At 41.3% G+C, this 19,228-nt stretch carries 14 protein-coding genes; 9 read left to right on the top strand and 5 right to left on the bottom strand.

Annotated features, from left to right (window positions below):
* Positions 1 to 84 precede the first annotated feature (84 nt).
* The 9 genes from pilG (at position 85) to Q0890_RS03775 (ending at position 14,193) form a co-directional block, all read left to right on the top strand.
* A complete protein-coding gene (gene pilG, locus Q0890_RS03815) occupies positions 85 to 465 on the top strand; it encodes a twitching motility response regulator PilG (protein ID WP_299217802.1) in 381 nt (126 codons plus the stop codon).
* A gap of 181 nt (positions 466 to 646) precedes the next feature.
* The gene (locus Q0890_RS03810) at positions 647 to 1,009 is read left to right on the top strand and encodes a response regulator (protein WP_299217801.1); all 363 of its coding nucleotides are present in this window, start codon (positions 647 to 649) and stop codon (positions 1,007 to 1,009) included.
* Positions 1,010 to 1,012: 3 nt separating this feature from the next.
* Positions 1,013 to 1,540, top strand: coding sequence for a chemotaxis protein CheW (locus Q0890_RS03805; RefSeq protein WP_299217800.1), 528 nt, complete (start codon positions 1,013 to 1,015; stop codon positions 1,538 to 1,540).
* Positions 1,541 to 1,772: 232 nt separating this feature from the next.
* On the top strand, positions 1,773 to 3,875 hold the full coding sequence (locus Q0890_RS03800) for a methyl-accepting chemotaxis protein (RefSeq protein ID WP_299217799.1): 2,103 nt from the start codon (positions 1,773 to 1,775) through the stop codon (positions 3,873 to 3,875).
* A 7-nt stretch (positions 3,876 to 3,882) separates the two neighbouring features.
* Positions 3,883 to 4,884, top strand: coding sequence for a CheR family methyltransferase (locus Q0890_RS03795; RefSeq protein ID WP_299217798.1), 1,002 nt, complete (start codon positions 3,883 to 3,885; stop codon positions 4,882 to 4,884).
* Between the two features lie 18 nt (positions 4,885 to 4,902).
* Positions 4,903 to 11,934 carry an Hpt domain-containing protein gene (locus tag Q0890_RS03790; protein ID WP_299217796.1) on the top strand — a complete coding sequence of 2,344 codons (7,032 nt, stop codon included), beginning with the start codon at positions 4,903 to 4,905 and terminating at the stop codon, positions 11,932 to 11,934.
* 7 nt (positions 11,935 to 11,941) lie between these two features.
* Positions 11,942 to 12,943, top strand: coding sequence for a chemotaxis protein CheB (locus Q0890_RS03785; protein WP_299217794.1), 1,002 nt, complete (start codon positions 11,942 to 11,944; stop codon positions 12,941 to 12,943).
* Positions 12,940 to 13,518 (top strand): hypothetical protein, encoded by a 579-nt coding sequence (locus Q0890_RS03780; RefSeq protein WP_299217792.1) that lies wholly within the window; start codon positions 12,940 to 12,942, stop codon positions 13,516 to 13,518. Before Q0890_RS03785 ends, Q0890_RS03780 begins: the two co-directional genes overlap by 4 nt.
* A gap of 147 nt (positions 13,519 to 13,665) precedes the next feature.
* Entirely contained in the window at positions 13,666 to 14,193 is a 528-nt protein-coding gene (locus Q0890_RS03775; protein WP_299217790.1) for a cytochrome b, read from the top strand.
* Positions 14,194 to 14,307: 114 nt separating this feature from the next.
* On the opposite strand, the gene minE is transcribed toward Q0890_RS03775, so the two are convergent.
* The 5 genes from minE to Q0890_RS03750 all read right to left on the bottom strand — a co-directional run bounded on the left by minE (position 14,308) and on the right by Q0890_RS03750 (position 19,009).
* Positions 14,308 to 14,598, bottom strand: coding sequence for a cell division topological specificity factor MinE (gene minE / locus Q0890_RS03770; RefSeq protein WP_299217788.1), 291 nt, complete (start codon positions 14,596 to 14,598; stop codon positions 14,308 to 14,310).
* A gap of 2 nt (positions 14,599 to 14,600) precedes the next feature.
* Complete coding sequence (gene minD, locus Q0890_RS03765) at positions 14,601 to 15,413, bottom strand: septum site-determining protein MinD (RefSeq protein ID WP_058369466.1); 813 nt, start codon at positions 15,411 to 15,413, stop codon at positions 14,601 to 14,603.
* Positions 15,414 to 15,844: 431 nt separating this feature from the next.
* On the bottom strand, positions 15,845 to 16,693 hold the full coding sequence (gene minC, locus Q0890_RS03760; RefSeq protein ID WP_299217786.1) for a septum site-determining protein MinC: 849 nt from the start codon (positions 16,691 to 16,693) through the stop codon (positions 15,845 to 15,847).
* A 219-nt stretch (positions 16,694 to 16,912) separates the two neighbouring features.
* On the bottom strand, positions 16,913 to 18,007 hold the full coding sequence (locus Q0890_RS03755) for a hypothetical protein (RefSeq protein WP_299217784.1): 1,095 nt from the start codon (positions 18,005 to 18,007) through the stop codon (positions 16,913 to 16,915).
* 39 nt (positions 18,008 to 18,046) lie between these two features.
* A complete protein-coding gene (locus tag Q0890_RS03750; RefSeq protein ID WP_299217782.1) occupies positions 18,047 to 19,009 on the bottom strand; it encodes an acyltransferase in 963 nt (320 codons plus the stop codon).
* Positions 19,010 to 19,228: the final 219 nt, after the last annotated feature.

Here is a 19,228-nt window from a genome sequence, read left to right as displayed (position 1 = left end):
ATGAAACTCTTGTTTTGTAAGGGTTTGTCAAACAGTAAGTAGCAACCATGTCAAGAATAAATATCTATTCATAGGAAAGTAATAATGGAAAATAATTTTGAAGGGTTAAAGGTCATGGTCATTGATGACTCAAAAACCATTCGTCGTACCGCTGAGACTTTACTACAAAAAGCTGGCTGTGAAGTCGTCACTGCAATTGATGGTTTCGATGCACTTGCAAAGATTGTTGACAATAATCCTGACATCATTTTTGTCGATATTATGATGCCACGTCTTGACGGTTATCAGACCTGCGCCCTGATAAAAAACAACTCTGACTATGCAAGTACTCCCGTCATTATGCTGTCCTCTAAAGATGGACTGTTTGATAAGGCTCGAGGACGCATTGTGGGTTCTGATGAGTATCTCACCAAGCCATTTAGTAAAGATGAGCTGTTTGAGACTATTAACCAGTACCGTACCTAGCTTATATATCGACACATTTTAAAAGATATCGAACCTAAATATGTAACGACCAATGATAGCCAACAACGAGTGATCGTTTATTCAGATGTTTTGAAAAAGAGGCAATACCTCACTGAACGCATTACTTAATGGCTTTGATAATTTATCCGAATGGATAAAAACGACAATAAAAGGAATAACCATGACAACTGTGTTGGTCATAGACGATTCGCCATCTGAAATGGCAAAATTTCGCGACATTCTAACGAAGAACAACTTTCAAATACTAGAAGCCAGTAATGGTGAAAAAGGCTGCTCAATGGCTGCTGAATATTTGCCAGATGTGGTGTTAATGGATGTGGTGATGCCTGAAATGAATGGTTTTCAAGCAACTCGCAAAATCACCCGTGGTAAGACAACGGCCCATATCCCTGTCGTCATCGTAAGCACTAAAAATCAGGAGACTGATCGGGTATGGGGCAAACGTCAGGGGGCTAGAGAGTACCTAGTCAAGCCAGTCGACGAAAATGAGCTTGTACGTATTATCCGTACAGTAACGGAGTAAATTGTGGCTTCCAAAGGATTTATCGAGCTTCTACGCTTAGCTGATCTTGCCCGTGCTCGTAGTAGTGGACGTCAAGGCGGGCAGGTGTATGATTGGCGTGGCATAGTCTTTGAAATCGGTGGTCAGCGTCTGGTTGCGCCCATGGGAGAGGTATCTGAGGTGTTGGCCATGCCTGAATATACCAGTATGCCATTAGTAAAACCTTGGATGCTTGGCATTGCCAACGTCCGAGGACGCCTGCTACCAATCACTGACTTGGCGCAATTCTTGCAAATCCCTAGTCAGCAGCAAAAAAGTCATCGTAAGGTAATAGTTGTCGATCATAGCTCAGTGTTTTCAGGTTTATTGGTTGATAGAGTCATTGGTATCGAGCAGTTTACTCGTGATCAATATCGCGCTGAAGCCATTGATAGTGACTCGCCATTTGCAGCTTACAACCATGGCAAGTTCTCCAAAGATGGTCAAGACTGGTATATTTTTATGCCGAGTATGCTAGCACGAGATATAGACTATATTGATGCTGCGATATAAATCAGTATTTGTAGGTGATCGTAACCACTCAATATCTGCCACTAAGTTTGTAGAACTTAGGCAAGAGCATAAAAGTTATAAAGACTGACATTAAAGATGATATGTCAGCATTAAAGAAGATTTTATTAATAGAAATTTTGCCAATGATCGCTAGAAACCATCATTGGATGATGATCATTAACAACGTCAGTCACGATATGACTTAAACGACTGTTTGAAAGGAACGCGCGCAATGAGTGATGTTATAGAAAACCTTACGACTGGTAGCAATCAACAAACATCAGGCCCTAACAATAATATATGGAAGATTCTATTAGGAATTTTCACCTTAGCAAGTGTGGCTTGTTTGATTCTGCTTATTAATACGCTATCGACAGTAAGTAACTACTTAAGTAACGTCAATCAGTTAGAAGTCAGTGCAGCTAACATTGTAAAAAACGTTAATGATGCCACTTTTTCGCGTGACGCTGATGTAAGCGCTAATGCTTATGATGCCTTACAAAATAATGTGCAACGTTATCAAGTAGCATTAATCTCAGCTCAACAAAACGCCACTGATCATAGAGCGGTCTTTGGTGAGCTTAAGACCGAATGGCAAGCCAATAAAGAGAAGATTGATTACGTCCTCAATCATCGCAACGATGTCAATGCACTACAAGACATAAAAGATAATGTCGCTACGGCTACTAAACAGATGCAAAGCGACTATAGTCAGGTTATAGAACAGGCGGTTGCAGCCAACATACCTGTTGCAGCCATCAGCGATATGCAGACTCAGAGCTTACGCGCTGAGCGTTTGCATACTGAGATGGATAAGCTGACTCGTAGTATTGATGGTACGCCAGCAGAATTTGCAGAGCAAGCAGCACTATTTGCTCAAACGTTAGACGTACAGCAGCAAAACTATGGTGAGTCGTTACCCGCCTTACAAAGTATATCTGAAACCTTTAATACTGCTGTTGCCCCTGTGGTACAAGAGCTTGCTTCATTAAATAGTCCTGCTATCGAGTCTCGCGAGAACGCGCGTGCTCTAGGCGAGCTTGCTACTAATACTCAAGCACAGTTGGCTAGTATAGATCGTGATATCTTGACACGTACTGGTGTGATGTGGCCTGCGCTTATATTCTTACTAGGTTTGCTTGGTGTTATATACGCGCTCTCCCAACTATTAAAACAACAAGGTGGTACTGAGCGAGTATTGATTGAAAAAGAAACCCTACGTCGTCGCCAAGAAGCAGAAACTGAATCTGAGCGTGCACGACAAATTCAAGAAGAAAACGAACGTAACCAGATGGCTATTTTACGTTTGCTTGATGAGCTAGGTGACTTAGCGGAAGGTGATTTAACTGTTAATGCAACGGTGTCAGAAGATTTTACTGGTGCGATTGCTGACTCAGTAAACTTCGCCATTGACCAATTGCGTCAGCTGGTATTGGTTATTAACAGCACTGCTGAAAAAGTCTCTCAATCTTCTGAACAGACCCAGATGAATGCCGTTGAACTTGCCGAAGCTTCTGAGCATCAGGCGCAAGAGATTGCTAGTGTCTCTGCTGCGATTAATGAGATGGCAATATCGATTGATCAAGTATCAACCAATGCGACCGAGTCTGCATCAGTTGCACAGCGCTCAGTTGCCATTGCCCATAATGGGGGCGACGTGGTACAGCGCTCTATCGAAGGTATGAACGTAATTCGTGATCAGATTCAAGAAACCTCAAAACGTATCAAACGTCTGGGTGAATCATCACAAGAGATTGGTGATATTGTAAGCCTTATCAACGACATTGCAGATCAGACCAACGTTTTGGCATTGAACGCTGCTATTCAGGCATCCATGGCGGGCGACGCTGGTCGTGGTTTTGCGGTAGTTGCTGATGAAGTTCAGCGTCTAGCAGAGCGTTCAGCAAATGCCACCAAGCAGATTGAAACCTTGGTTAAGACCATTCAGGCAGATACTAGTGAAGCAGTTATGTCAATGGAAACAACGACTTCAGAAGTTGTACGCGGGGCACGTTTAGCAAAAGATGCTGGAGAGGCGCTAGAAGAAGTGCAAAGCGTTTCTAATACGTTGGCTGATTTGATTCAAAACATCTCAAATGCGGCGCAGCAACAGGCAGAGTCTGCTGGTCATATTTCTAATGCAATGAATATTATTCAAGATATTACGTCGCAAACCTCATCAGGAACAATGGCGACTGCGCGTTCAGTTGGTGAGTTGAGCGAAATGGCAGCAGCGCTTCAAGAGTCAGTAACAGGCTTTAAATTATCTGATGATGATGAGCAGTTGCATGATTACGAAGAAGACTTTCAAGATCATACTTCCGCTATGGCGTAGATAAAAAATGTCATTTAATACATCTAACGTGGGTACGGATATACACAAGGTAAATGGCTTAAGAGCCAGTAAGTTTAAGCTCAATCATTTGAGACGCAACCATCTAAAAATAAATGAGCCGACCCTTTTTCGCTTAAAAGACAGGCCAATTGCAGTTGTTCAGTGGCAACGCTATATAGAACAAGAAATTGGTTTTGTCTTGCCAAAAGAGCAGTCTCAATGGTTATTGAATGCTATTGAAACCACAGCCACAGAAAACAATTTGTCTGTAGCAGAGCTTTGGGAAGCTATAAAAAAAGATAACAAACTGAACCAGCAGTTACTTGATACCGTGCTTATTCCTGAAAGTCGTTTTTTTCGGCATGAACCTTCAATAGCGTTTATAACATCGCTGGCAAGTCAGTACAGTGCTCGGCTATCGCAAAATATTATTGAAGACTATGCTAACGATAGCATTAGTAGTAGTAACGGTAGTAGTACAAGGCTTTTTCGTATATGGAGCGTCGGCTGTGCTACAGGCCAAGAAGTGTGGTCGTTGGCAATGAGTCTAGCTGCAAAAAACACCTCAAATTATGTGTTATTGGGCTCAGATGTTAGTCAAAGAGCGCTCACTAAGGCACGTAAAGGACAATATGATCAGCGACAACGACGACTTATTCCGTCAGAGTATCAGCATTTTACGCAACCATTAGCCGCTACCGACCAAAACGAAAATCCAACATATTGGCGAGTAGTGCCAGAGTTGCATGAACAAGTCAGTTTTATCTGGCACAACATTTTTACTCAGGGTCTAGCGACCTTGCATCTGCAGCAAGTGATTGTATGTCAGAACGTGTTGATATATTTTCGACAGTTTGATCAGCGCGATATTTTGACAAGACTGTCTGCACAGTGTGCGATAGGCGGTTATATCATATTGGCTCCAGGAGAGGCGCTGTTTTGGCGACCTTCAAATATGCGCCGCATTGCCCATCCACAGGTTAATGCATGGCAAAAAATTAGTGCCTAAACGAGTTAGGATAATCCTATGAAAAACCAGCCAAATGAAATGGTGACGCTAGAATGGCTTCTCCCACTTTTTGATCAGCAGTTATCACTAGTGTCTGAGGACTGGCAGTTAGATACTTATCCTGATTTTAAGCGTATAGGAAGAGATTACCACGAGATCAGTGGTGCATTAATAATGGCTAACTTGCCCCAACTGGCTACTTTGGCTACAAAGCTTAGCTTATTAGCCTATAGTAAGAGTGATGGTACACTATTAACTGCTCAGTATTTCCGAGTAGGGCGATTTGCTCATCAATTGTTGCAATATGAGCTGACTCAATATGTCCATACGGGAAGTTACCGAAGTGCGCTTATTGATAGAACGGTTGATAAACTTATACATCTGTTACCGCAGCAAGATGTAGCAACAGATAATAATTTATCGCTAAAAGATACCTTAGCTGATGACGATCATAACTTTTCCACCCAAACAATTGATGTGGTAATACCCAACGCTACAAAGACGAGTGGCTCTTTTTTATCACCCCTATTACCTGAGCAATATAAACAGTTGTTACTGGTATGGCGTCAACAAGTCCAGCAGTTGTTGGCCATCAATAACAATGATGCAACTGTCCTACTGAGCTTAAAAAAGGTTAGTCACTATTTATGGCAAGCTGTCAGCTTACAGCATACAAATAATGCCGACGCTCAACAGCGTTTATGGTTTCTAACAGAGCTTTGGTTGAGTAACCTAGCAGACAACTCATTACCACTACCAGCTATCTATGCGCAGCTACTATCACAGTTAGACGAGGTCTTAGATAGCCGGTATCAGCAGACTATCGATGTAAGTAAGCAGCCAAATAACTCATCAAGCAGTAGTATAGATTCTAATCTAATAGCTGCTAAAAAAAATGAGAATAAACAAATAGCTCATGAAGATATCGAAGGTTTAATAGCTGATATCTATATACAAATAAGTGGTCTTGAGAATATTGATCAACAGACACATGGTTTGTTAAGTCATTTATCAAAATCGACCGAATCTACATTACGTTTTTTACCACGTATATTGGTTGAGCTTGAGTCTATAATTTTAGGTCTCAATAACCCACAAGCAGTTATAGCTCCTTTGCAGCAACTCCAAAGACAGCTTGAATGTCGTGGTTGGTCTCGCTACGAAGCACAAGTAACACAAATCTTGCTCGACATTGACAATAACATGATATCAGAGTCGTCATTTGCAGAAGTAAGTGAGCAGATTGAACGTCAGCTTGAAGAGTTATATAGTGCCATTTACAACACTGAACAGTCTATTCATATCAAAATTGGCGATAAAGCGTCTTTTGTAACATTAGCTGCTTCCGATGATACCGCTATTGATGAGAATGCCCTAGATCCTACCACCTTTACCAATGATAATTTACGCCAGCTACGTATTGCAGTCGAAGACCTAAAGCATAATTTTAACGATTATGTGTATCAGCAACAAACCTACCTCTTACCAACAGCCACCGCATTTGATGAGATCGGTAATGCTTTTGAAGAGATGGGTTTGACGTCAGTACAGACAGTTAGTGACAAGCTTGCAAAAGTGTTTGCTAAATTAGAAACCCACAAAGTAAAAAATATCAGCTGGAATCTAACGCAGTCTTTAGCGGAGAGTGTGACAGCGCTTGAGCTATTGCTAGATTATTTAGCCCAGCAAGTATTTGATCGTTCTTTATTGCAGCAAGCCAATGAGCATATAGAGCAGGCGCAAAGATTGGTAGATGCATTGATAGCAGCGCCTGATGAAGTAGTGCCTGCTTTTATAGCAAATGAGCCAATGTTATCCGATGTTGTTCGCTATGATGACAGTGGTGAGATCGTGCCTACTGACGAGGCGTTAAATAAAAACGTATTAGATGATGATGCTGGTGTCCAAGTAAGCGCTGCAAAAAAAGTGGATGCTATCAGTCGAGACAGCAAAGAGCTACAAGCTGCACGTACGCAAGTAAAACCTGATAATTTTGATATAGATGAAGAGATTCGCGATATTTTTATCGAAGAAGCAGACGATGTACTTACTGATTTAAAAGACTTTTTACCTATCTGGCAGCAAGATATTCAAGATTTGTCGCCATTGACCGAAGTGCGCCGCGGTTTTCATACGTTGAAAGGGTCGGGACGGATGGTAGGGGCCTTTACTGTTGGTGAGATGGCATGGGCCATTGAAAATCTATTAAACCGAGTTTTAGATAAGACGTTAGCCGTCACAGAAGACGTGGTCACGTTAGTGACTCAAACAACCGCGCATCTATCAGCGCTGGTCGCAGATTTTGCAGCATTACAAGAGCCTAGTATCGATCCTGCTATTACTATTTTGCAAAGTAACAACCTATTAGCAGGAAAGTCATTATTGGCTGGTTTGGATACATCAGAAATTCAGGTCGCGCCAACTGACGCGCAAAATATGGTAGGCCAATATAACGCTGCAGTAACTAACTCTACTTCCAAGTCCCAAGACGCTATATTGGACAGCGCTGCCCAAACGAACAATGCTCAAACAAACAAACCAAGCATTCCTGTCGCACTTGAACCTTTTATACAACAAGCTCAACAATTACCTGTTGATGCTCAAGATAGTGATCCAGAAATTAAAGAGATCTTTATCGAAGAAGCAGAAGAGGTATTGGATGAAATTACACCAAAATATGAACAATGGCGTCTAGTACCTTCTGACTTAACGGGACTAAAAGAAATACGTCGAGGTTTTCATACTTTGAAAGGTTCAGGACGTATGGTTGGCGCTTACTATACAGGTGAGCTTGCTTGGTCTATCGAAGACATGCTTAATCGTATCTTAGACCATACTATTATAGTGTCTGCAGATATCGTACAACTGGTAGCTGATGTCCTAGCCACTTACCCAGATTTAGTGAAAATATTTGCTAGTAATAGCGAGGGTCACGATGCGGACTACCCAGCGGTAGTACCTTTATGGGTCGCCTGTGCTAATGCGTATAGTAAAAAGCAGGGTGATAAATTTAGCTATGTTAGTTTACGTAAAGTATGGTCCTCAGGTAACGAAAACAGTTTAGACAACCAAAATAATATTGGTATGTATGATAGTAAATTCACTGATGATAATGATAAAAAGCATGGAGACGACAGTAGCGACAACATGCTAGAGACCATTCATTCTATCAATGAGATGATGGCAGACGCACCAGTGGTAATAACACCGCAAAGTGCTGAAGAACAAACTTTTTACAAAATCTTCGTTGAAGAGGCGCATTCACTATTACAGGACATCAATAAGTTTGTCAAAGCTCATGATGGCGCTGAACACATTGAAGTCACTGATGAGATTGTACGCGCCTTCCATACTTTGCGAGCAGCTTCTGGCTCTAGTGCACTCATCTCAATTAGTGAAATTAGTGCAACTATAGAGCATAGCCTAGAGCAACTACAAAATAACGATACACCAATGAGTGATCATCACTTACAAGCGTTAGCGCAATCAGTGAGATTAATTGAAGGGTATCTGGACGCCTATCAGCAAAGTTTGGAGCAAGATTTAACTGATGAGGGTCTACATAATGAAGAAGACCTTATGTCTTTGCAAAAAATACTGAATGAATCCAATGCAGCGCATACATTAGCAGACAATAAACTAAGCGTGGCGAAGCTACTAGAAACAGACGTTGATACCCTATTAAATGCTGAATGGGAGCTGGGTGAAGCATTAAATGATGGCCGTATTGAACATGTCCAAAACTATGTTCAAAAACAAGTTGAACAAATCAATCAGTTGGCAGGCCAGACTAAAGAGTCGTCAAAATTTACCTCGTTATTAGCAGCTTTAAACTCAGCGTATAGCTATCTTAATAGCAATATTGAGGCAGCTTACGACGCAAAAATACAGACAGTATTGTTTGCAGGTCACCGCCAATTAGTGGGCTTGTTCGATGCTTTGGCAGGTAGCATGTCTTTAAAAGTGGATCAGCAAGTACTAGACGACTTATCTGCAATTGGTACAGCAGATATTGGAAGCAGCTCAAATGTTTCAGATGATAATCTAATAGTGTATCAGGAAACAGAAGAGGCCGAGGGTGATGAATCAACGACGGTAAAAAGCATACAGGCCAAGATCTTACAACTTGAAGCAATCGATACCGATATTGAGTTGTTGGAGATATTTTTAGAAGAAGCACAAGAGCTTGATAGTGCTATCGCTCAGTCCTTTAGCAAGTGGCGTGCTGATAGTGGCAATATGGCAGCGTTAAAAGTACTACAGCGTCATCTGCACACCATCAAAGGTGGAGCGCGCATGGCAGGTATCCGTAGTATCGGCGACCTGACGCACGAGGCTGAAAGTATTTATGAAGCGTTTGTTGAACAACGATTGTACCCAACAGCGCAATGGCTGACCATTATGCAAATGGTACAAGATACTCTGTCTTTACAGATTGATTATGTTGTGCGCTATCAAGAAGCATTTTTTGCTGATGATCTCATTGGACAGTTGCAAGAATTTGAACGCAGCGCTCAGCTACCAAGAGTGATTACTTTGGTTTTACCAGCGCTCCAAAACCATAATAATGATTCAAATGAGACGCAAGACAGTCATCAAGAGAGCGAGCAAGCTTCTGATACCGCCAGTTTGGATAGCATCATTGCTGAGTCTTGGACAGATGGTCTACCGGATCCTGATATTTTAGAAGTCTTTTTAGAAGAAGCAGATGAGATAGTTGTCAGTAGCAATAAGTATTTGCAGCTGTTTTTAGGCAACGTCAGTGACGTGGCAGCATTGCAAGCACTGCAGCGAGATCTGCATACTATTAAAGGCGGCGCACGTATGGTGGCGGCGAATGGTATTGCTGATCTTGCGCATGAGATGGAGACAGTATACGAAGAGTTGGCTATTCTGCGAAAGCCTGCGACCAAAATGATCTCACAGCTGCTAACAGACTGTCATGATTGGTTGGCTGATGCGGTGTTTATCCTAAAACAGCAGGTCAATCCATCAACACCCAACGCATTAATCTTGGCGCTAAAGCAGTTTAGTAAAAACCCTGATGACTTAAAACATATTCCTAATGAAACGTTGCAAGCTCAGCGTAGTACGATTTTAGCAGCCAAAATGCTACAACAGTCAGGTCGGGTAGTCGAAAATTTAAAAGAGATGCCATCTATGGCAGGTAGCTTTGCAGAGCAAGAGCAAAGCACCAGTAGTAACGAGATGATTCGTATCTCTGGTGGTTTGGTTGAACATATGATTAACCTATCGGGTGAGTCTGCAATCAACCGTGCACGTATTGATATGGGTATAAGTAGCTTAACCAATAGTATTGAAGAAATGGGCACTACCGTTCAACGCTTAGCGGATCAGCTACGTCGAATGGAGATTGAGCTTGAAGCGCAAATTTTATCGCAAATTGATGATGATGAATTGGTGAATAACGAGGACTTTGACCCATTAGAGATGGATCAGTACTCTTCATTAAATCAGCTATCTAAATCACTCACAGAGTCCGCTTCTGATTTGATCGAAATCAACAGCACTATGTTAGAAAAGACACGTGATAGTGAGGGTTTGCTGCTGCAACTATCGCGTACCCAAACTGAACTGCAAGATGGGTTAATGAATTCGCGTATGGTGCCATTCACACGTGTGACACCGCGTCTTGAGCGTATCGTACGTCAAACTGCTAATGAGCTTAATAAGTCGGTAGAATTGACAATTATCAATGCTGATGACGAAATGGATAGAACCATTCTAGAGCGCATTACCTCGCCACTAGAGCACATGTTGCGTAACGCAGTCGATCACGGTATTGAAAATGTTCAAACTCGTCTAACAGCTGGTAAAAACCGTAGCGGTCATATCACTTTAGAAGTCCTACGTGAAGGCAGTGAAGTTGTCATCAACCTTAGTGATGACGGTCGCGGTATCAATGTTGAGGCAGTCAGAAATAAAGCAATTGCTCAAGGGCTTATCGATGCAAGCGATAACAGTCTGACTGATTTAGACATTATTCAGTATATTTTTAATGCCGGTCTTACGACTACCCAGCAAGTCACCCAAATCTCAGGACGTGGGGTAGGAATGGATGTGGTTATCAGTGAAATCCGTCAGTTAGGCGGTATGGTAACCGTCACATCTGAGGAAGGTAAAGGATCGCGCTTTACCATACGTTTGCCATTAACAGTGGCGGTATCTGATGCTTTGGTAGTACGTGCAGCGGATCGTTACTACGCCATACCTTTGGTACAGATTGAGCGAGTAATACGAGTCAATCCAGAAAGGCTATATGATTATTATGCATCTGGTGCTACTACTTTACATGTCGAAGATGAGGATTACCGAGTCCGTTATCTAAATGAAATCTTATCTGGTAGTAAGCTGAATGAGCTGATGGTCAGTACCAATACTAGCTTACCGCTTATCGTCATTAAAAACCGTGCTGGTCAAAAAATGGCCCTGCAAGTGGACCAAATTGCAGGCTCTCGTATTGAAGTGGTGTTAAAGCCACTTGGTCGTCAGTTATCGCATTTGGCAGGTATTTCGGCTGCGACTATTATGGGTGATGGATCGGTTATGTTGATCTTAGACCTTATCGCGCTAATGCGTAATGCATCGACGCAAACCATGGTTCAAATACCAAAGCCTGAACGTAGTGGAGTGGAAACACAAGTGACTGTGCTTGTGGTTGATGACTCTGTGACGGTTCGAAAAGTCACGTCACGTTTACTTGAGCGTCAAGGTATCAATGTCGCTCTTGCAAAAGATGGTGTTGATGCTATTGAGATTTTACAAGAGACCATACCTGACTTGATCTTATTGGATATAGAAATGCCACGTATGGATGGTTTTGAAGTGGCAACACAAGTAAGGTTCGATAAACGCTTACGCGATATTCCAATCATTATGATAACGTCACGTACTGGTGAAAAACATCGCGAACGCGCATTAGATATTGGGGTAAACGATTATATGGGTAAACCCTTCCAAGAGACTGAATTACTAAATAGAATGCAGATGTTACTTGGTCAAAAGATAAGTTTGAGTCATGATGGATAAAACCTATATGTCCAATGTTATTGATAAAGATAACAAAGACATCAGAGTACTAGTGATTGCAGAACATCAACATCAACGTTTGGCTTTCACTGATACCGTACGCAGTTTAGGATTCATGCTGATCGATTGCTTATCGCGGCAACAGTTGCAAGATAAGAGTAAGTTATATGGCGTTCAAGTCGATATTTGGTTGATTGATGGTGATTATGACGACAGCATAGCCAGTTTTATTATGGCATCTCAATCTAGTGCAGTGCTGGTAGGGTTTAGCCCAGCACCGTACCTAAATGAGATGCAACATTATGCAAAATGGCAGCGCAAATTAAAGCGTAAACTGGCTAAGCTGCTAAACAAGCCAGCATTGTTAGACAATCCACCGATCGACAACAATCCTGCGCCTTGGCGTTATGTCGTGTTTTTAGGAGCATCTATGGGTGGTCCGCATGCAGTCAAAACGTTCTTAGACAACTTATCGCCTACGCTACCTATCTGTATCTTACTCGCGCATCATTTTAACCAAAATATGATAGAGACCTTACCTCGAATATTAAACCGCCATAACGATTGGCGTTGTCAAGTGATTACGACAACTCAGCGCTTGCGAACCGGACATTGTCTAATTGCACCCATTGATCGACAGATTATATGTGACTCAGATGGTCGAGTCATATTAACAGAACAAACATGGTCAGGAGAGTACAAGCCTGGTATTGGACAGCTGCTGCAAAACACCAGTGATGTTTATGGTAGTGATCTTGTGAGCATTATATTTTCTGGTATGGGCAAGGATGGTGCTCAATACATAGATTTAATTCAAGATAATAACAGTCAGCTATGGGCGCAGAATCCAAGTACAAGTGTTTGTCCTAGTCAGCCACAAGCCATTATTGATTCTGGTCACTGTCAATTTATTGGTAGTCCTGAATTACTTGCCCAAAAACTTACCAATTATATTAGTGAGATGACAGCGGGTATCATTTCACCTTCATTTACTGTGAGCGATGTATGAGCCAAATTATAAAACATTCATTTGAAGCTGTCAGTCTATTGACGACTGATAATGGCATGCTAGAGGTTACTATTATCCCTGCTGCAAACCAGCCAGATTGGATTATTCCAAGCAGTTTGATTCTAAGTGTTGATGACCATAATGAGCGTGTATGGGTATATGAGTGGGAACAAACAAAAGTGGCAGTATTTCATTTATTACCCCATGATCAGCCTATTGATAAAACCATTGTGTTAGAAGGCAATACCAATGCGCATCGATTTGCTTTACAAACAGCAGGGGATTTGCATCACATGAAAGTTAGTATTTCAGAAGTTAAGGATGCTGAGTTGCCCGAACATCATATACAAGTCTCTGTAGACGATGATAATAATACCCCTACCAGTAGTGAGAAAGAGGAGGGGGCAGTAAGCGCTCAATTCAAAGAAAATGTCATTACCTCTTATATGTTTCAAGTGGTCACTATCAATGACACCCCTTACTTAATACCAGATTTGGATAAGATCGCTCATCAACTGATCGATTTAAGTGATGAAGCTCTACTCGATACGCCACGCTCAGCTACCTCAGATTGAAAGACGACTCATAGCTTTTTTTGAAAACGTTGAACTGATTTGCATAAATGGTTGTGCAAAATATATTTTAGAGGTATGGTTTGAACTATTTACTAAAGTGATCTTAATAGGTCAGTAGTGTCAGAATCAAACGGCATGGAATGTTTTATGAATAGTAATAATTCAAACGTAAAAAAATGGTCAGTTAGTAGTCGCATATTTCATTGGATTAGCGCCATTTTACTGCTAGTAACTTGGACAATGATGTTTTTATATAACAATTCTGATAGTAATCTATATATTGGACTACATAAAGCCTTTGGCGTTAGCTTATTGTTTTGGATGATTGCACGAGTGATCAACCGACTGCTTACCAAAGCGCCACCGCCAGTACCAATGCCAAAATGGCAGTTACTGATGTCGCAATTGTCACACTTTGCACTTTACGCTCTGTTGATTGCGATGCCGATTGCAGGGCTACTTATGTCTGTCTATGGTGGTCGACCTGTCGATATTTTCGGACTGTTTCAGATTCCAGTGTTTGTTAATCCAGATCGAAGCCTAGCACGTTTTTATAACGATCTACATACCGACATTATATGGCCAATGATTATTGCCTTTACATTAGTTCATATTGGAGCGGCTTTGCATCATCAATTTATCAAAAAAGATGGACTGATAGCGCGCATGAAATAACGACAGATTAAGTTATATACAGATAGTTAAATAAAAAGCCCCCAGTAATTTACTGGAGGCTTTTTTAGTGATAGATGGTTTTGAGATTTAATGCAAATCAAGCATTTATCCGATTTACTTTTTATGTTCAGGCAAACTGATATTCATTTCAAGAACATCGAGCGTATCCTCAGAGCGATGATTGATATTGACGTCGTCAATTTGTACGCCATTAACGTACTTATTGACTACCTCTAATATTTCACGTTTCATCTTCTCGATACGATCAGTGGTCAATCGATTGTTTAACCGATTTTCACTTGCAACAATGACCTTCAAGCGCTCGGTGGCCATATTGGCACTACCTGCATGACTGTTATCATCGGTACCAAACAGACTACTCCAAAATCCTTTCTTTTTACTCATTATTAACCCCCAAACCAGCGCTGTAATAGACTCTTTTTCTTCACGTCGAGATGACGTAATGGACGTTCTTCCCCTAAGAAACGGGCAACGATATCGTCATAGCACTGACCAGCGACCGAATCGGTATAGTGAATCACCGGCTCACCGTGGTTAGACGCTTCAAGCACTGAATGACTTTCAGGAATAACACCAAGTAGTGGTACTTTTAAAATATCATTAGAGATGGTATCAATGTCCATCATCTCATTGGCTGCCGCACGCTCAGCATTGTAGCGCGTGATAATCAAATGCTCACGTATAGAACCTTGGTTTTCTTCTACCTTTTTAGTACGGCTTTGTAAGATACCAATAATACGATCAGAGTCACGTACTGAAGAGATTTCAGGGTTAGTAACAATAATGGCTTCATCAGCATGATACATCGCTAGCTGCGCACCGCGCTCGATACCAGCTGGAGAGTCACAAATAATGTAGTCAAACTGCTTAGACAACTCAGATATAACTTCCGTTACACCTTCGTCTGTCAAAGCATCTTTGTCACGTGTCTGACTGGCAGGCAAAATATATAGATTCTCTAATTGCTTGTCTTTGACTAATGCTTGCGATAGACGAGCATTACCGTTGATGACGTCAACGAAGTCATATACGATGCGATTTTCACAGCCCATAATCAAATCTAGATTACGTAAACCCACATCAAAATCAATAACAACCGTCTTATAGCCACGCAATGCTAAACCTGCGGCAAAAGAGGCACTGGTCGTGGTTTTGCCCACGCCGCCTTTACCTGAAGTGATTACAACAATCTTCGCCACAATGGCACACTCCTATAATTCAATGGGATATTCGATAGTTAAAAATCGTTTAATAAACGTGAATATAATGTTGATGCTTACAGCACTGGATATCTATGATTCAGTATTTAATAATAATTATGTGTCGTTAAACATAACAAGCATAATACGACTACTATCTGCGAGCGTAAGCCTAGCATAAATCAACAAAAATTTATAGCTTGTCTATAACAAACACTAAAAACCTGTTGAGATAAACCCTATTTTATATAATTGTTTACTAATCTTGTAGATAGTGGCTGACTTACAGATTTATAGTAGGACAGTTTTGTTAAATTACCTTACGTGAATATTAACGAAGTCTTATGTAAGTACTTTTTAACTTTCGCCAAAATAAAAAACAGCCTTAACTATCAAATAGTTTGGCTGTTTTTACATAATATAATTGCATATTAAGTGCTTTCCATGACAGTAAACACCAAGCCTTCCCCTTCTACAAAACGCACTTGTACTGGTTTGTCGATAGTATTTTCAGGCAGGTTGTCACGCAAGCAATAAGTGCCAGCGACAGAGACTAGGGATGGATTAAATACCTGACAAAATATGCGCGCATCTTTGTCGCCCGTAGCTCCCGCAACTAGACGGCCTTGGGCGCGTCCGTAAACATGTAAGCTATTATCTGTAATGGCTTCAGCACCGCTATTGACACTATTGGTTAGGATTAAATCACCACCAACGTGGTTGATACTTTGGCCTGAACGTAGCAGTTGATCGTAAATCATACTGGTGATGTGCTCACTACTGAGCAAGGTTTCTGCAGAGACATCTATAGTATTTGGGTCTTTATTTACAGTATTTGGATCTTCACTGTTGGCAGTATCAGCAGCACTACTTTCTTTAGTCTGTGCCTTGGCTGCTTTTTCAGCGCTGGTTTGGCTCAACTGAGTGATTGATTTTTTACTAGATACAATACGCTCTATGCGTTTGCCATCTGCTGGGAATATCGCCAGTCTTTGAGCCTGCGCTTGTCTATCAAGCAATCCTGTTACGACACCAATAGGCTGCAAACCCCACGTCCACAAAAGCTCAATCAAAGCGGACAAATCTTGTTCAACGCTACTGTCGATGATGACAGGAATCTGACTGCTCTTATTGCTTAGCATGTCTGATAAATGTGCTTCAATAGCGGTTAAATCATTGGTTCTCAGTTGCAGGCGTGAAAACGTCAGCATCTTTCCATAAAAGGTTATCGCAGGTTGAGATGTCATATCATCATGCTGGCCTGTATCCGAAATCGTCATAATGCAAATCCTTAAAAGATACTAATAACGCTGCGATCACGGCGCAGTTGTTACTATAAATAGATCGTTAGTTTGTTCGCTATCAACGAGCAGTGTACTAAGGGTTGCTGGTATTTAACAAGCCCCTAGTCATACAAAAATTGACATAAATAGTTACATAAAAATTGAAATCTGATAATCATAAAGACCTGTTTTTTAGCAGTACCTAGGCCATAGAAGTTATAAATTGAGCATATCTTGATGTTTCCACTGCTGAATTTTGATTTGTGCTTCAAATTCGCTCAAGCTATCATTGATGATACTTGCAAGCAACGCCTCCAGTGCTGCATTATTGATATCAATATTTACAATACTATGGGCAATGTTTACCATCAATGCGTCAATATGCTCAGCTTTCAGCAGACGCTCATTGAGAGAGTAGACGACATTTTCTCCAATGTTATGTCCAATATGTTGAAGTTGCGACTCAATGAGGCTACCTGCAATCGGAATCAGACGCAGGTAACGCCGCAGCTCAGGGGTGTTAGCGAGTCCGTCTTGAATGGCATTACCAACCTCGTTTGCTATAAGCTGACCACCTTCTGATTTATCAGTAAGCTTTTGAAGTATGGGCGTAAGCTCTTGACGTAACAACGATAACAACATCGCTTCGATCTGCTCGCGATTGCGCTCAATAGTCGATTTAATCAGCGATTTATGAGCGTCAGAGTCAGTAAGCTGTTGCCGAAAGTTATAGATAGTCGTCAAAATAACACGATCAGACAATTCTTCTAATAACACATCGATATAAAACTTGATACGATTGATCCAAGGTTGCGGCAGTACCTGATAACCAAGCTGATGCAAGCGTCGACCGATTATCACAGCTCGAAACAGACGTAGTGCACGCAGCTGCGGAAAGCAGCCAAGCACTTCATACCAGTGGACAAATGGAAAGAAAAACCAGCGATAATAAACCTCATCTTTAATGGCAATTACCCAACGTGCCAGCAGCTCAACAATTAAAAATATGGTAAAGAATCCACCTATGGTACGTAGTGGATCGTGCAAGCTGTTCTGATACCAGCTAAGCCCATCACTAATTGCCAACCATCCTGCCACATGGCTACTGAAGTTACTCATCAAAATTGCATCGATACTAATAAATAGTAGATCAATACTAATAGCAATAAGCATCACAATATCGTAGGCCAGTTTTAGCCGGTTCGGCTGTGGACGTCTAGGAGGCTCTGGTTTTGACAACGAGGTTTCTAGCTGATTGGGCAGCGGCTTGGTATCTGTAACAAAAGGAGGAGTAGAGGCGGACACAATCATACCTTATATCGTCGGTGGTTATATTAGAGCAATTTAGTCTTAAGCATTGTTAGGTTCAGAGTTGGAGTCAAACTCAGCGAGCATAGTATCGATACGTTCATTTTTTTGTTGCCATACGTCCCCAACCCAATCAAACATCTCAGCTTTAATCGATTCATCTTTTTCGTAACCACCTTTTTGGATAGCAGTGAACAGCGTGTCAGGCATCTTGATATAGCGGACATCGACTCCCAAGCGTTTGATGTTGCCTTTCCACAAATCGCTATAGTTTGGTATGCCATCAGGATAAACGATGGTCATGTCTAAAATACCATCGATATCCTCACCCAAAGCATTAATAGCGAGTGCAAGACCGCCTGCACGAGGCTTGAGTAAATGACTATAAGGCGATTGCTGCTTAGCGTGTTTGGCTTTAGTAAAACGCGTACCCTCTAAGTAATTCAATAGGGTAAAAGGTTTGCCTTTTAACAAAGCACAAGCACGTTTGGCCTCCTCGATATCCTTACCTTGTAGAGCTGGGTTTTTCGCTACCGCTTCTTTTGAATGCCGGCGCATCATAGGAAAGTCTAAAAAATAAAAGGCTTGTCCAATGACAGGAATATAAATCAGCTCAAACTTGGTAAAAAAACGCGTTAATGGTAAGCGCTTTTCGCTAACATACTGTACGATACTGGTATCAACCCATGATTGGTGATTGCTAATCAGCAAGTATTTACCCTTTGGATGCACATCATCAGGTAGGTTAATACGCCAATCTTTATTGGGTAAAATATTATCAATCAAAGCATTATTGCTATTTATCCAATAATTGGTCACTTTAATGACAGTATCATCAGCAATTTTCGCGCCAGTAATGGTTTTGGCTGCACCCATAAACCATATCGGTATGCTTGCGCCAATACTATTACCAGTAATAACACCCGTAGCCGTTGCAAGAGAGAGGGCTTTGCCGAGTCTGGGAGCGCGCTCATGCAGTTTTTGAATAGTAGAAATCAATTGCACGATAAGTCCTTTTTTATTTGTTGTAGTAATCGTTGCGAATGTTATAAGGGCTGCTAGTGCTATAGAGAAAATACGAGTGGTTTATATAGATATAGCAACGTGAGCCATATAAATTTAAATAAAACGATCAATTTATAGTACTAAGCAGGCACGAGTTTAGCAGAAAGCAAGAACAGTGTACGAGTGTTAACATCACTTTTGGTAGCAAACACTACAAAT

The organism is uncultured Psychrobacter sp., from assembly GCF_947488565.1.
GTDB lineage: Bacteria > Pseudomonadota > Gammaproteobacteria > Pseudomonadales > Moraxellaceae > Psychrobacter > Psychrobacter saeujeotis.
The sequence above is the reverse complement of the archived record's forward strand: the minus strand, read 5'-3'. Positions and strand labels throughout refer to the sequence as shown.

Bases quoted from the DNA above. Each gene is read 5' to 3' on its own strand.
- minC (WP_299217786.1), bottom strand. From the start codon at position 16,693: ATGACGATTTCGGATACAGGCCAGCATGATGATATGACATCTCAACCT.
- Q0890_RS03790 (WP_299217796.1), top strand. From the start codon at position 4,903: ATGAAAAACCAGCCAAATGAAATGGTGACGCTAGAATGGCTTCTCCCA.
- Q0890_RS03780 (WP_299217792.1), top strand. From the start codon at position 12,940: ATGAGCCAAATTATAAAACATTCATTTGAAGCTGTCAGTCTATTGACG.
- Q0890_RS03755 (WP_299217784.1), bottom strand. From the start codon at position 18,007: ATGATTGTGTCCGCCTCTACTCCTCCTTTTGTTACAGATACCAAGCCG.
- Q0890_RS03775 (WP_299217790.1), top strand. From the start codon at position 13,666: ATGAATAGTAATAATTCAAACGTAAAAAAATGGTCAGTTAGTAGTCGC.
- Q0890_RS03785 (WP_299217794.1), top strand. From the start codon at position 11,942: ATGTCCAATGTTATTGATAAAGATAACAAAGACATCAGAGTACTAGTG.
- pilG (WP_299217802.1), top strand. From the start codon at position 85: ATGGAAAATAATTTTGAAGGGTTAAAGGTCATGGTCATTGATGACTCA.
- minE (WP_299217788.1), bottom strand. From the start codon at position 14,598: ATGAGTAAAAAGAAAGGATTTTGGAGTAGTCTGTTTGGTACCGATGAT.
- Q0890_RS03795 (WP_299217798.1), top strand. From the start codon at position 3,883: ATGTCATTTAATACATCTAACGTGGGTACGGATATACACAAGGTAAAT.
- Q0890_RS03800 (WP_299217799.1), top strand. From the start codon at position 1,773: ATGAGTGATGTTATAGAAAACCTTACGACTGGTAGCAATCAACAAACA.
- Q0890_RS03810 (WP_299217801.1), top strand. From the start codon at position 647: ATGACAACTGTGTTGGTCATAGACGATTCGCCATCTGAAATGGCAAAA.